The organism is Croceicoccus sp. (assembly GCF_983967925.1).
In genome coordinates, this window is sequence record NZ_CFETID010000009.1 from 56,130 (window position 1) to 70,410 (window position 14,281).

The 14,281-nt window shown below is 67.2% G+C and carries 11 protein-coding genes and 1 tRNA gene; 7 read left to right on the top strand and 5 right to left on the bottom strand.

Features of this window, described 5'->3' with window-relative positions:
* The first annotated feature begins 28 nt into the window (after window positions 1–28).
* From queF to AC4FIJ_RS07175, 3 genes are all read left to right on the top strand, one after another.
* Complete coding sequence (gene queF / locus AC4FIJ_RS07165) at window positions 29–505, top strand: preQ(1) synthase (RefSeq protein ID WP_490336025.1); 477 nt, start codon at window positions 29–31, stop codon at window positions 503–505.
* Window positions 506–687: 182 nt separating this feature from the next.
* Window positions 688–3,069, top strand: coding sequence for a hypothetical protein (locus tag AC4FIJ_RS07170; protein ID WP_490336026.1), 2,382 nt, complete (start codon window positions 688–690; stop codon window positions 3,067–3,069).
* Between the two features lie 50 nt (window positions 3,070–3,119).
* Window positions 3,120–5,195 (top strand): TonB-dependent receptor, encoded by a 2,076-nt coding sequence (locus AC4FIJ_RS07175; protein WP_490336027.1) that lies wholly within the window; start codon window positions 3,120–3,122, stop codon window positions 5,193–5,195.
* A gap of 6 nt (window positions 5,196–5,201) precedes the next feature.
* Here AC4FIJ_RS07175 and AC4FIJ_RS07180 read toward each other — a convergent pair whose 3' ends face one another.
* From AC4FIJ_RS07180 to AC4FIJ_RS07195, 4 genes are all read right to left on the bottom strand, one after another.
* The gene (locus tag AC4FIJ_RS07180; RefSeq protein WP_490336028.1) at window positions 5,202–6,029 is read right to left on the bottom strand and encodes an undecaprenyl-diphosphate phosphatase; all 828 of its coding nucleotides are present in this window, start codon (window positions 6,027–6,029) and stop codon (window positions 5,202–5,204) included.
* A gap of 119 nt (window positions 6,030–6,148) precedes the next feature.
* Window positions 6,149–6,224 (bottom strand) — tRNA-Thr (locus AC4FIJ_RS07185).
* 40 nt (window positions 6,225–6,264) lie between these two features.
* Entirely contained in the window at window positions 6,265–7,143 is an 879-nt protein-coding gene (locus tag AC4FIJ_RS07190; RefSeq protein WP_490336029.1) for a hypothetical protein, read from the bottom strand.
* Window positions 7,143–8,465, bottom strand: a complete 1,323-nt coding sequence (locus tag AC4FIJ_RS07195) for a replication-associated recombination protein A (RefSeq protein ID WP_490336030.1) — start codon at window positions 8,463–8,465, stop codon at window positions 7,143–7,145. Before AC4FIJ_RS07195 ends, AC4FIJ_RS07190 begins: the two co-directional genes overlap by 1 nt.
* A 98-nt stretch (window positions 8,466–8,563) precedes the next feature.
* On the opposite strand from AC4FIJ_RS07195, the gene AC4FIJ_RS07200 reads away from it, so the two are divergent.
* The gene (locus tag AC4FIJ_RS07200; RefSeq protein ID WP_490336031.1) at window positions 8,564–9,205 is read left to right on the top strand and encodes a PadR family transcriptional regulator; all 642 of its coding nucleotides are present in this window, start codon (window positions 8,564–8,566) and stop codon (window positions 9,203–9,205) included.
* A gap of 95 nt (window positions 9,206–9,300) precedes the next feature.
* Complete coding sequence (locus AC4FIJ_RS07205; protein ID WP_490336032.1) at window positions 9,301–9,735, top strand: hypothetical protein; 435 nt, start codon at window positions 9,301–9,303, stop codon at window positions 9,733–9,735.
* A gap of 7 nt (window positions 9,736–9,742) precedes the next feature.
* On the opposite strand, the gene AC4FIJ_RS07210 is transcribed toward AC4FIJ_RS07205, so the two are convergent.
* Window positions 9,743–10,939, bottom strand: a complete 1,197-nt coding sequence (locus AC4FIJ_RS07210) for a glycosyltransferase family 4 protein (protein ID WP_490336072.1) — start codon at window positions 10,937–10,939, stop codon at window positions 9,743–9,745.
* 357 nt (window positions 10,940–11,296) lie between these two features.
* Between AC4FIJ_RS07210 and AC4FIJ_RS07215 the strand changes: the two genes are divergently transcribed.
* Both AC4FIJ_RS07215 and gspD read left to right on the top strand, forming a co-directional pair.
* The gene (locus tag AC4FIJ_RS07215) at window positions 11,297–12,079 is read left to right on the top strand and encodes a type II secretion system protein N (protein WP_490336033.1); all 783 of its coding nucleotides are present in this window, start codon (window positions 11,297–11,299) and stop codon (window positions 12,077–12,079) included.
* Window positions 12,079–14,274, top strand: a complete 2,196-nt coding sequence (gspD, locus tag AC4FIJ_RS07220; protein ID WP_490336034.1) for a type II secretion system secretin GspD — start codon at window positions 12,079–12,081, stop codon at window positions 14,272–14,274. The genes AC4FIJ_RS07215 and gspD overlap by 1 nt, the downstream gene beginning before the upstream one ends.
* The last annotated feature ends 7 nt before the right edge of the window (window positions 14,275–14,281 follow it).

Sequence of the window (14,281 nt, forward strand, 5' to 3'; positions counted from 1 at the left end):
AGGGGCGGCAAAGTGCCAAAGCGCCGCCATGGCCGACGACAACGCACAATCGACCCCGACCGCGCCGAAGTATCTGGGGCAGAACAGCGCGCTTCCCGCTTCGCCCGAGGAGGCGGTGCTCGACTATGTCCCGAACCCGCGGGCCGGGTCGCTCTACATGGTCCGTTTCGCCGCGCCGGAGTTTACCTCGCTGTGCCCGGTGACCGGACAGCCCGATTTCGCGCATCTGGTGATCGATTATGCGCCGGGCGAGATGATCGTCGAATCGAAATCGCTCAAGCTGTTTCTCGGCTCGTTCCGCAACCATTGCGGCTTTCACGAGGATGTGACCGTCGGCATCGGCCAGCGCCTTTTCGAGGAAATGGCACCGCGCTGGCTACGCATCGGCGGATACTGGTATCCGCGCGGCGGCATCCCGATCGACGTGTTCTGGCAAAGCGGCACCGTGCCCGAGGGACTATGGGTGCCCGAACAGGGCGTGTCGTCCTATCGCGGGCGGGGCTGAAGACCGGGGCTCTTCGCGGCTGTGGATCGAAGCAGCCAGACGCACGCCAGCTATTTGACTTTAACCATATTTTGACCTGCTATCGCCCAACAGGCGGTATGATGGGGGCGCGCCTGCCGGTCCGGTGACGGATCGTGGTCGACGGTTACGACCGCCAGCCCCCACGGGACGCAGGGGTTGCGATGAAAACTGACCGGAACGACCGTGCCCGCCTTGCCGCGGGTGCCGCAGTAATGCTGGCGGCGATGAACGCCGCGCCCGCGCTGGCCCGCGATTGCCTGCTCGACACGAATAATGACGGGGTCGCGACCGCCTCCACCGACACGGACGGCGGGGCGGAATCGGCGAACCAGCCCGACCGGCTGGCCTGCGGACCCTATACGAATGCCGCAGCCAGCGGGGCGGTCTCGGTCGGCGTGTCGTCCAGCGCGTCGGGCGCCTATTCGATGGCGGCGGGTTATCTTGCCGCCGCCTATCAGCGCGACGCGATCGCGCTGGGCAACCAGGCCGAGGGTAGCAGCCAGCAGGCAGTCGCCATCGGAGCCTATGCGACGGTCCAGACCGGCGCGATCAGTTCCACCGGCTATGCGGGCGTGGCGGTGGGTTACAGCGCCTATGCCGAAAATGGCGGCGTGGCGATGGGCAAGGATTCGGACGCACGCGGCGGCGTCGCATTGGGGCGCGTGTCCTTCGCGTCGGACGAAACCGGCGCGGCGCTGGGCGTTTCCAGCGTGGCCGGATCCGGATCGGTCGCGGCCGGCCATGGCGCATCGGCCGCGAACCGGGGCGTGGCGGTTGGGCAGGCGGCGACGGCAGGCGGGGTCGGATCGACGGCGCTGGGCAGCTATGGCGCCTATGGCTCGACGCAGAAAACATCGGCGAGCGCCACCAATGCAACGGCCCTCGGCGCAGGATCGGTCGCCAAGGCGGAAAATGCGGTTGCGCTGGGCGCGAATTCGCTGGCCGATGTCGCGGGCACGGTCTCGGTCGGTAGCGAGACGATCAAGCGCCGGATGGTGAACCTTGCCGACGGAACCGGTGCCAGCGATGCCGCGACGGTCGGGCAGATGAACACCGCCATCGCCAGCGCGGTCGCCGGAATCGAACCCGCCCCCGCGCCTGCCGAGATGCCGCATCTCGCGGTGAACAGCAGCTTGGCGGATGCCGGTGCGGCGGGCAGCGAATCGGTTGCGCTTGGCGGAAACGCGCAGGCGCAGGCAGCCGGATCGGTCGCGCTTGGCAGCGGGTCTTCGGCGGACCGCACCAACAGCGTATCGGTGGGCCATGCGGGGCTGCAGCGCCAGATCGTGAACGTCGCCGCCGGATCGCAGGAAAGCGACGCGGTGAACCTCGGCCAGATGAACAGCGCCATCGCCACCGCCATTGCGGGCATCGAACCGGTCGGGGACGGTGGCAGCGCCAATCCCTATCTGGCGGTGAACAGCAGCGGGACCATTGCGGCGGCAGGCGGAGAAGACGCGATCGCACTGGGCGTGCAATCGTCGGCGTCCGCCGCGCAGGGCATCGCCATCGGCAAGGACAGCAGCGCCAGCGGCGGGGCGGGCGCGATGGCGCTCGGTCTCGCTTCCTCGGCAGTGGGTGTCGGCGCGGCGTCGGTGGGCAGCGGCTCGTCGGCCAGTGGCGATTCGGCGCTGGCGCTCGGGTCCGGCAGCGCAGCCAGTGCGAATTACGCCTCTGCCATCGGGCGCGACGCACGTGCGCAAGGCGACGGTTCGACCGCCACCGGCTATCGCGCCGGCGCGACGGGCGGCTATTCCAGCGCGACCGGCTTCAACGCGCAGGCAAGCGGCAGCCAGTCGGGCGCGGTCGGCGCATTGTCGGTCGCTTCCGGAACGGGCGCGATGGCCGTGGGCGTGCGTTCGGCCAGCACCAGCAGCTATGCCAGTTCGGTCGGCTATCGCGCGACGGCATCGGGCGGGCGGACGACGGCGATCGGCGTGCTTGCCGCCGCCAGCGCGACCGCAGCCACCGCAATCGGGGGCGAGGCGGTGGCGGGCCACACCTATGCTACGGCCATCGGTTACGGCGCGAAGACCACGGCCAGCAACCAGCTCGCGCTGGGGGGCGCGAATTCGTCGGTGCGCATCGGCGATATCGGTGCCTCAACTGCGGCGCAAGACGGCCAGCTCTATGCGGTGACCGTGGACGCGAACGGCACGCTGGGACGCGGCAGCGCGCTGGCGAGCGCGCAGCAACTCGCTTCGCTGGGCATGTCGCTGCAGGCCGTGGCGGCCGTCTCGCATGAGCAATTCGCGCAGCTGGAGGGACAGGTCGACCAGCTGTTCGACATCGCCGCGCAGGGCCGCAGGGAGATGCGGCGCGGCATTGCCGCCACCGCCGCCATGGCCGATCCGCATTTCCCCAGCGGGCCGGGCCGCACCAGCTATGCCAGCAATGTCGCCATGTTCCGCGGCGAGGTCGGCGTGTCGGCAGGGCTGATGCACCGGATCGATGGCGACACGCCGTTCGCGCTGACCGCAGGGGCCAGCTATGGCGGGGGGAGCAATACGGCGGTGCGCGCAGGCATCGCCGGCGAGTTCTAGCGCACGCCAAGGGTTTCGTTTCGCGGCGAAACCGCTACCACGCAGCGCCTATGGCATTTACCGGCAATAATTCGATTTCGCGCCGCCTGCTTTCGTCGGCGGCGCTGTGCGCGATATGCGCGCTGCACGGCGCGGCATCGGCGCAGGACCGCAGCGCGGCAGACGAGAGCGATCAGGACGGCCCGCGCCGGTCGCCATCCACCATTGTCGTGACGGGCGAGGGGCTGGAACAACCCGCCGGTACCCCCGCCTATGCCACGCGTGAGATCGAGCGCGAGCAGATCCTCGCCGCGCCGTCGGGCCGGATCGAGGATGTGCTGCTGGGCGTTGCGGGTTTCCAGCAGTTCCGCCGGTCGGACAGCCGGTCCTCGAACCCCAGTGCGCAGGGGGCGACTTTGCGCTCGCTGGGCGGCAATGCGACCAGCCGCGCGCTGGTGCTGCTGGACGGGGTGCCGATGGCCGATCCGTTCTTCGGCTATATCCCCTTCAACGCGATCGCGCCCGAACGGCTGGCAGGCATCACGGTCACGCGCGGCGGCGGTTCCGGCCCGTTCGGCGCGGGCGCGCTGACCGGCACGATCGAACTGGAAAGCGCCGATGCCACGACGCTGGGGCCGGTTTCGGGGCGCGCGCTGGTCGATGACCGGGGCGAGACCGAACTGGCCGCGACGATCGCGCCGCAGCTAGGATCGGGCTTTGCCGTGGTGTCGGGTCAGTGGGACCGGGGCAAGGGGTTCTGGACCACGCCGAAGGACCAGCGGGCCGATGCCAGCGCAAGAGCGGCCTATGACAACTGGTCTGTCGGCCTGCGCGGCGTCGCGCCGGTCGATGCGCAGACCGAGGTTCAGGCGCGCATGCTGGTGTTTCGCGACGATCGCACCCTGCGGTTCGACGGTGCCGACAGCGCGAGCGAGGGGCAGGACGCATCGCTGCGTCTGGTCAGGCGCGGCGAATGGTCGGTCGATGCGCTGGCCTATGTGCAGGCGCGCAACTTCAGCAATGTGGTGATCAGCTCTTCCCGGTTCACGCCGGTGCTGGACCAGTACAACACCCCCTCGACCGGGCTTGGCGGCAAGCTGGAACTGCGCCCGCCCGAGATGGCCGGGCATCAGCTGCGGATCGGCGCGGATTACCGGCGCGCGTCGGGCACGATGATGGAAAACGCGATCAGCGCCTTTTCCGGAGCGATCACCGCGCGGCGCAGGGCAGGCGGCACCAACAGCGACCTTGGCTTCTTTGTCGAGGACGACTGGACGCTGGACCGGCTGGTGCTGACGGGCGGATTGCGCGCGGACCGGACATCGATCGCGGACGGTTTCTATCGCTCCGCCGAACCGTCGGGACAGCTGACCATCGATGAAAGCTATGCCGACCGTAGCGACTGGACCGTCACCTGGCGCGGCGGCGCGCTGCTGCGCGTCAGCGATGCGCTTGCCCTGCGCGGCGCGGCCTATAGCGGCATTCGCCTGCCCACGCTGAACGAGCTTTATCGCCCCTTCGTCGTCTTCCCGGTGGTGACCGAGGCGAATGCCGCGCTGGAGAACGAGGAGATTCGCGGTTTCGAGGCCGGACTGGACCTGACCCCGACCGAGGGCGTTCGCCTGTCCGTCACCGCCTTCGACAACCGGATCGAGGGGGCCATCGCCAATGTCACCATTGCCGAGAACCTGCGCCAGCGCCGCAACCTGCCTGCCATCGACGCGCAGGGGGTGGAGGCCGACGGTTCCATAGAGCTGGGGCAGTTCGGATTGGCGGCATCGGTGGCCTATACCGATGCAACGGTCGATGGCGGAAACACCGCGCCCGGTCTGGACGGTTTCCGCCCGGCGCAGACGCCGCGGCTGACCGGCAGCGCGACACTGTCATGGCAGGGCGGACCCGGCACCTATCTGGCCGCGACGCTTCGCCATGTCGGCAAGCAATATGAGGACGACAGCGAAACCGACGTCCTGCCCGCCGCCACGACGCTGGACGCTGTTGCGAGGGCCCGACTGGCGGGTCGCTTGTCGCTGGTGCTGCGCGGCGAGAACCTGCTGGACGAGACGATCGTCACCCGTAATTCGGGTGGGTCCATCGACCTTGGCGTGCCGCGAACCGTCTGGGTCGGCCTCAGCTGGGGGCTGTAGCAGACGTCAGAGCGGGTCGATGACCCCGGTGAACAGCAACGCCAGCAAGGTTCCGCCCAGCAGCACGCGATAGACCACGAACACCATATAGCTGCGCGTGCTGACCAGTTTCAGGAAACCCATGATCACCGCATAGCCCGACACGAACGCCACCAGCGTCGCGACGGCGGTCGGAACGGCCATATTGCTCGTGAAGTCGCCCCAGTAGTTGTAGAGCTGATAAAAGCCCGAGGCGAGCACGGCCGGAATCGCCAGCAGGAACGAATAGCGCGCAGCCGCCTCGCGCGTGTAGCCCATCGCAAGGCCCGCCGTGATCGTGCCGCCCGACCGCGATACGCCGGGGATCAGCGCCATCGCCTGCGCGAAACCGAACAGCAGGCCATGCTTCCACGTCAGCTGCTCCAGCGGGCGGGTCCGCTTGCCCAGCCGGTCGGCCAGCCCCAGCAGCAGGCCGAAGCCGATCAGCATGCTGGCGGTGATGTACATGTTGCGCAGATAGGTCTCGATCGCATCCTTGAACAGCACGCCGAGAATCGCGATCGGCAGCGTGCCGATGATGATCAGCCAGCCCATGCGTACATCGGCCGGATTGCGGTTCTCGGCCGCAGGCAAAAGCTGCCGGATCCACGCATCGGCGATGCGCCAGATATCCTTGCGGAAATAGAGCAGCACCGCCGCCTCGGTCCCGATCTGGATGACGGCGGTAAACGCCGCGCCCGGATCGCCAGAGGTCAGAAACGGGCCCGCCAGCCGCAGATGCGCGCTGGACGATATGGGCAGGAACTCCGTCAGGCCCTGCAGAAGGCCGACGAAAATGGCTTCGATGATGGTCATGCGGAAATGGTCGTCCCGGTGCGATTTCGCAGTTGCACACATCGCTGCGGGCACGGCGCCGCAAGGTCAAGGGCGCGAAGGCTTTTGCCCCCGAATCGTCACGCGCGGATTGCGGGAGATGGTGCCGGCTACAGGATTCGAACCCGTGGCCCCCTGATTACAAATCAGGTGCTCTACCAACTGAGCTAAGCCGGCCCTTCATGGCGAAGTGAGATTCGCCGGAGCGCTCTTTGCGTCAAGGCGCGCCGAAGGTCCAGCCCTCGGTTTGCGCGACCTCGTCCAGGCCCGGCGGGTTCCACAGGCTCTCATCCCCGGCGGCAAGGCGTAGCCATGCGGCAGACAGCAGCGCGTCGGCGCTGTGGTCGTCGATGGGGCCGCTGGCATCCGGGGCAGGGCTGCCCAGCGCCTGAAGGGCGACCGCCAGCTCTTCATGGCTGCGGATCTTGGACGTGCCCGCGCGGCGTCCGGCGGCAATCGCGGGGATGGCGGTATAGATCTCGACAATGACGCTGCCCGACGCTGGTACCGGGTCGACCGGCCAGACCGGGATCCGCCCGCCAAGCCTGTGCAGCACGCGCATGCCGGTCAGGCTGGACTTGCCCACCTGCGCCGCGCCGACGAGGTTGAAGTTGGAATAGGGCGTGCAGCCAAGCACGGCCTGCCGCTCCTCGGTCACGCGGAAACGCCCGCGACGGTGGGCAGCATCGGGCGCATGGAAGTGTGCGCCCTCGCGGCCATTATGGCGGCGGTAAAAGGCGCTGAGTTCGGGGTGATCGACAAAGCTGCTGGCGGAAAGATGGGGATCGCCCGCGCAGATCCGGTCGATCATCGCCCACAGCGAACGCGCATCGGGCGGGCTGTCGGGCCAGCCGGGGAAGAACGCCCCGCAATCGGCAAAGGGCAGCGATATGCCGAGGTCGAGGCCGACCAGCGTATCGTCGGGCAAGTCGTCCTGCAGGATGGCCAGCACCTCCTCGCGCGAGAAGCCGCGGCCCGGATCGACCAGCACCGGCGCGCCGCCATCGGCATGGGCCAGCGCCAAGGCGATACCGCCGGGCCGCTGCGTGACAGCGCCCGACCAGTCGATGGCGAGGAAATGGCGAAAGCGCGGCACTATCCCTGTCGTTCGGCGCGCTTCTTCGCCCACCACTCCATACGCTCGATCACCTGCCGTTCGAACCCGCGCGGCACGGGCCGGTAATAGTCCTGCGGCTCCATCCCCTCGGGCCAATAGTTCGCGCCCGAAAAGCCGCCCTCGGCATCGTGATCATAGGCATAGTCCTTGCCGTAACCGACATCCTTCATCAGCTTGGTCGGGGCGTTCAAGATGTTCGCGGGCGGCATCAGGCTCCCCGTCTCGCGCGCGTTCCTGAACGCCGCCTTCTGCGCCTTGTAGGCCGCGTTCGACTTGGGCGCGGTCGCGCAATAGAGGCAGGCCTGCACGATGGCGAGTTCGCCTTCCGGGCTGCCCAGAAAATCATAGGCATCCTTGGCGGCAAGACACTGGACCAGCGCCTGCGGATCGGCGAGCCCAATATCCTCGCTGGCGAAACGCACCAGCCGACGCAGCAAATACAAAGGCTCTTCGCCCGCCGTCAGCATGCGCGCGAGATAATAGAGCGAGGCCTGCGGGTCCGATCCGCGCAGGGATTTGTGCAGCGCGCTGATCAGATTGTAATGCCCGTCGCGGTCCTTGTCATAGACCGCGACGCGTCTTTGCAGGAACTGGCCCAAGGCGGCGGGATCGAGCGGCTTGTCGATATTCGCCGCATAAAGCGTCTCGGCCTGGTTCAGCAGGAAGCGCCCGTCGCCGTCGGCGCTGGCCACCAGTGCCGCGCGCGCATCCGCGTCGAGTGGCAGCGGGCGGTCCATCAGCGCCTCGGCCCGGTCGAGCAGTTTCGTCAGCGCCTCGGCATCCAGCCGGTGGAGGATCAGCACCTGCGCACGGCTGAGCAGCGCGGCGTTGAGCGCGAAGCTGGGATTCTCGGTCGTCGCACCCACCAAAGTGACCGTGCCCCGCTCGACAAAGGGCAGGAAGCCGTCCTGCTGCGCGCGATTGAAGCGGTGGATCTCGTCCACGAACAGTAGCGTCTTGCGGCCTGCCTTCTGCATCGCCTCGGCCTCGGCAAAGGCCTTTTTCAAATCGGCCACGCCCGAAAATACCGCGCTGACCGCGGCAAAACGCATCCCCACGCTATCGGCCAGCAGGCGCGCGATGCTGGTCTTGCCGGTGCCGGGCGGGCCCCACAGGATCATGCTGGTCAGCCGGCCCGCCGCCACCATGCGGCCGATCGCACCCTCGGCGCCGGTCAGATGCTCCTGCCCGATGACCTCGCTCAGATCGGCAGGCCGCAGGCGGTCGGCCAGCGGTGCATCGTCGGCCGCGGCATCGGGGGAGGGCTGCACCGCATCGTCGTCGGCAAAAAGATCTTCCATCCCGGCGAACATAAGGGTGCGTCGCCGATATTTCATCCGCTGCTTGCGGAACTGACATTAAGATATATCTTAGCCATATCATAAGTAAGGCGCATGTCATGAGATCGAATCGAAAATATGCAGGCCGCGGCGGCGATGGTCCGTTCGGCCTCGGCCCATGGGGCAAGGGTTTCGGAGAGGACTTCGGCGATCCGGTTCCACGCGGGCGGGGCAGCCGGATGGGCCGCGGACCGGGCATCGACGCGATGGCGGGCGATGGGCGCGGGCGCGGGCGCGCTCGGCGGATGTTCGGGCAGGGGCAATTGCGGCTGGTCCTGCTGGCCCTGATCGGCACGCAGGAACGTCACGGATACGAGCTGATCAAGGCGATCGAGGAACTGACCGGCGGCCGCTATGCGCCCAGCCCCGGCGCGGTCTATCCGACGCTTTCGATGCTCGCGGACGAGGGTCTGATAGCTGAAGCCTCGGGCCACGAAACGGGCGCGAAGAAACCTTTCACCCTGACGCAGGCGGGCAGGGACGAGCTGGCGAAAGAAGCCGACAAGGTGGAGAGCATCATGGAACGGCTGGCCGCCATGGACAGGGGCCAGCCGCGCGAAAGCCCGCCGATCCGCCGCGCCGTCGCCAATCTTTTGACGGCAACGCGCAACCGGGCTGAAGCGAACGGCTTTACCGACGACAAGGCGTTGGAAATCGCCGCCATCCTCGACGAGGCGGCAAGCCGGATCGAGAGGCTCTAGCCGCCTGACCGTGGCATCCCGAACCCCCACGCCCTTGGCAATCCGTTCATCTGCGGTATAGCTTGCGGCACGGGGCGTCTGGGAGGAAGTTCGTTATGGCCAGCAGGGCAATCAGGGTTCCGGTGAGCTTTTGGGTGATCGCGGGGCTGAGCCTGCTGTGGAATGCCTATGGCGCCTTCGACTACACCATGACCCAGCTGGATGCCGAGGCGGTGATGGGTCAGTTCAGCGCCGAGGAGCGCGCCTATCTAAGCAGCTTTCCGGCCTGGCATACCGCGTTCTGGGCGCTGGGCGTCTGGGGCTCGACACTTGGCTCGGTGCTGTTGCTGGCGCGTTCGCGCTGGGCGGTGGCGTCGTTCCTCGTTTCGCTGCTGGGGCTGACGGTGACGACGATCTTCACCGCCACACGGCCCATGCCCGCCAGCCTTGGCGGGCCGGGTTATTGGGGCGTGATGGTCGTGGTCTGGATCGTTCTGCTGGCGCTGCTGTGGTATGCGCGCCGTGCACTGGCGCGCGGCTATATCGCCTGACGGGCCTTCAGCGCTTTTCGGCCAGCAGCCTGCGATAGGTGTTCAGCACCGCCGAATTGATCCGGTCCCAGCCGAAATCGCTCGCGCGTTCCTCACCCGCCTGCCCGTGCAGTCTGGCAAGCGCCGGGTCGTTGCAATAGGTTTCCAGCGCGTCGGCAAACCCGTCGATATCGCCCGGTTCCACCAACTGTCCCGACACCCCGCCGCGCACCAGGCTCTCGCTGCCGGTCGCGATGGCGGCCACAACCGGCAATGCGCAGGCCATCGCCTCCAGCGTGACATTGCCGAATGTCTCGGTCACCGAAGGGTTGAACAGCATATCCATCGAGGCGACCGCGCGGCCCAGATCGGCCCCCGTCTGGTGTCCCACGAAGACGCCGCCGCGCAGATGTTCGGCGAACCACTCGCGCGCGGGCCCTTCGCCGATTACCAGCACCCGGTGCGCTACGCCCCGCCGGTCAAGCTCGGCGCAGGCGTCCGTGAAGACGTCCAGCCCCTTTTCCATGACCAGCCTGCCGAGAAAGCCGATCACCGGCTCTTCGTCCGCGATCCCCAGCGAGCGGCGCCATGCCATGTCGCGCGCCTGCGGTGAGAAGATCGTCCTGTCGACACCGCGCGTCCACAGCGAGACATCGTCGTTCATCCCCTGCTGCCGCAGCAGTTCGACCATCGATTCCGACGGCGCGACCAGCGCATCGCAGCGGTTGTAGAAACGGCGCAGCCCGAACACGAGCGCGGGTTCGATGAAGCCAAGGTTGTAATAGCGCGGATAGGTCTCGAACCGCGTATGCACCGATGCCAGCACGGGGATGCCGCGCGCGCGCGCCCATCTGACCGCGCCATGCGCCACCACGTCGGGGCTGGCGACATGGACGATATGCGGTGCAAACCGGCCGAGGTCCTTGCGCACCCGCCGCGACAGCGCCAGCGGAAAGCGATATTCGCTGCGTCCCGGTATCGGCAGGGCGGGCACGCCGACCAGTGTGCCGGTCGGTTCGAACGCGGGGTCGGCGACTTCGGGCGCATAGATGCGCACGTCGCAGCCCTGCCGCAGCAGATAGCCGACCAGCCGGTTCAGCGCCTGGTTCGCCCCGTCGCGCACATAGTTGTAATTGCCGCTGAACAGCGCGATGCGCAGGCCACCCGCCTGGACCGCGGCGTCCGGTTCTGCCGCAGCTTCGGGGGCGGTCCGGGGACCGGTCATCGTGGCGTTCGCGCTGGACATGGCAGCGGGCCATAGACCGGCCACACGCATTTGGCGAGGCAGGAACGGTTCCATCGCATTTCAAATCGCCATGGCATTCGAACGATAATCCCGCATTTGACACGAATTTGTCAAAAAACCGAGACATTGGCGTCATCGGTCGTGACGGCGGCTATCTGAGTCCGGCCGGGGGCCAGGGACGATCCGCCCTGAAACAGCCGTATATGCGAGGTGCGCGGCGCTTGTGAAAAAGCCGCGTTGCCAATAGGTCTGGACGCCTTGGATTTGACGGGTGGGATGAACAGCTTGCGATTCGGTCGCCTAGGCCAGAGCGGTCCTCGCCTGCGGGGGTGGACGTTGCATGACGTATTGTGGTGGCTGCTGGCTGCCGGCATCGTCATCGCCGCCGCGCGCCTGTTCTGGATGATCGCGACGCCGGTGTCGCCGCTGGGCGAATGGCGGCCCGCCAGCGTCCGCACCATGTCGGCCGGCGCCCGCAGCGCTTTGATGACCGGTTTCGATCCTTTCAACCGCAACGCGCCGGTCGCCATGGCCGAGGCGGGGCCGGTCGAGACGATCACCGACCTGCCGCTGACGGTCTATGGCATCCGCTATAATGCGGCGACGGGGGCGGGCATGGCGATCATCGCCGACAACGACGGCGAGCAGCAGATCTACCGCATCGGCGAGGAAGTGTCCCCCGGCGTCACGCTCAGCGCGCTTGAGTTCGACCATGTCGTGCTCAGCCGGGGCGGATCGCGCGAATTGCTCTATCTCGACCAGTCGCAGCCCGCGCCGTCGATCCAGCCCGCCGTCCGGCCCGAACAGGCGGCCCCGCCGACACCTTCGGGCACCAACCGGATCACGGCGACCGAATTGCGCACCGGCGTATCCTTCAGCCCCTCGCAACAGGGCGGCAGTTTCGCGGGCCTCAATGTCGCAGCGGCAGGCGACGGCAGCGTGTTTCGCGCCGCAGGCCTGCGCGACGGCGATGTCGTGGTCGCGATGGGCGGCCAGCGCATCATCTCGCCCTCGCAGGCGGCACAGCTTTCCGGTGCGTTCACGCCCGGCTCACAGGTTTCCCTCACCGTCCGCCGCGACGGCCGCGAGGTTCCGGTCAATATAACGGTGGCACCCTAATGCGTGTTTTCAATCAGGCGCTTGCCGCCGCTCTGACATCCACCATCGCGATCTGCGCCAGCGTGACGCCCGCGCATGCGCAATATGTGCTGAACATGCGCGATGCCGATGTGCGCACCTTTGTCGCGGATGCGGCGCAGGTGACGGGGCGGACCTTCATCGTCGACGGGCGGGTGAACCAGAAGATCTCGGTGGTGTCCGACCGCCCGCTGACCCGCAGCGAATATTTCGAGGTGTTCCTGTCGACCCTGCGCGCCAACGGGCTGGTCGCGGTGCCGACCGCCGACGGCGCGTTCCGCATCCAGCCCGCCGCCAATGCCGCCTCGCAACCCAGCCGCGTGGGCAGCCAGGGCGCGCCGGGCAACCAGATGGTGACCGACGTGGTGCGCCTCGGCGCTGTGGAGGCCGAGCAGGCGGTCAACACGCTGAAGCCGCTGGTCAGCCCGGAAGGGTCGATCACCGCGAACCGCGCGGGCAATTCGCTGGTGATCGTCGATTACGCCGACAATCTGCGCCGCATCCGCGCGCTGCTTCAGCAGATCGACACCGATAACAGCGCGACCGAGATGATCGCGCTGAACCACGCCGGCGCGCGCGAGATCGCGACCGCCCTGACAGAGCTGATCCCACAAGGGCAGGGCGGTGCCAGTTCGCTCGCCAGCGTGGTCGCGGTCGACAGCTCCAACTCGCTGCTGCTGCGCGGCGATCAGGCGACGCTCAGCCGTCTGGCGGCCATGGCGCGCGAACTGGACAACCGCGCCGCGGCGGGCAGCGAGATCAAGGTGATCTGGCTCGATTATGCCGATGCCAGCGCGATGGTCGCGATGCTGGAAAAGCTGATCGGCGGATCGGGCAGCTATACGCCGCAATCGATGGACACGGTGCAGCGCACCAGCGGCCTCGCCAGCCTCGGCGCCGACGGCGCGCAGGGTGCGCCCATGGGCAGCATCAATAATGCGGCGGCAGGCGACGGCAATCTGGGCGGCGGCGTGATCGAATTGTCGGGCGGCCGCGGCACGGCGGTCATCACCCGCTATCCCGGCGCGAACGCCATCGTCATTTCGGCTCCCGTCAACACCCAGCGTCAGCTGGCCGAGCTGGTGCGTCAGCTGGACGTGCGGCAGGATCAGGTGCTGGTCGAGGCGATCATCGTCGAGATTTCGGACTCGGTCGCGCGCGAACTGGGCCTGCAATTCCTGATCGGGGGCGAGGATGTGCCCTTCGCGATCACCAATTTCACCAATGTCGCGCCCAATATCATCGATCTGGCGGGCGGGCTGCTGGCGGACGAGATCGACGAGACGACCACCGTCATCAATGGCGATGTCGTCACCACCAGCACCAATAGCGCCGTGTCCGACCTTCTGCGGACCAATGCAGTGCAGGCCGCGCTGGGCACGCGCGGCGGGCTGGGCGGCTATGCCACCAAGTTCGGAGGCGACAATTATCTGGGCGTGCTGATCAATGCGGTGCAGGAGGATTCGGATTCCAACATCCTGTCCACCCCGCATATTACCACGAACGACAACGTCCCCGCCTCGATCCTGTTCGGGCAGGAAATTCCCGTTTCCACCGGCGAGGCGCTGGGCGACAATTTCGACAATGCGTTCCGCACGATCCAGCGCCAGAACGTCGGCATCGAACTGGACGTCACCCCGCAGATCAACGCGGGCGACGAGATCAAGCTGAACCTGCGGCAGGAAGTGTCCTCGATCGCGGGGCCGGTGTCGGACGATTTCAACGAGCTGATCATCAACAAGCGCGAGATCGCCACCACCGTCACGGTCGGCAATGGCGAGATCCTGGTGCTGGGCGGCCTGCTCGACGATAATGAGCGGCGCACGATTCAAAAAGTGCCGCTGCTGGGCGATATCCCGATCATCGGCGAGCTTTTCAAGTCGCGCGGCAAGAGCCATGTGAAGACAAACCTGATGGTCTTCATCCGCCCCACGATCCTGCGGACCGCGGCGGATCGTCAGGCCGTCACCGCGCGCCGCTATGGCGCGGTGCGCAGCGCGCAGGTCAATTTCGATCCCGACCGCGAACCGGCGATCGACGAGCTGGTCATCGATTACATGGGCGCGGTGCCGCCGACGATGCCGGTCACGCCCAGCGACACGGTGATCACCCCCGCGCCGATCGCGACCACGCCGGTTCCGGCCTCGACAGTTTCCCCGGCGACCGCGCAGCAGTAGAACAGCG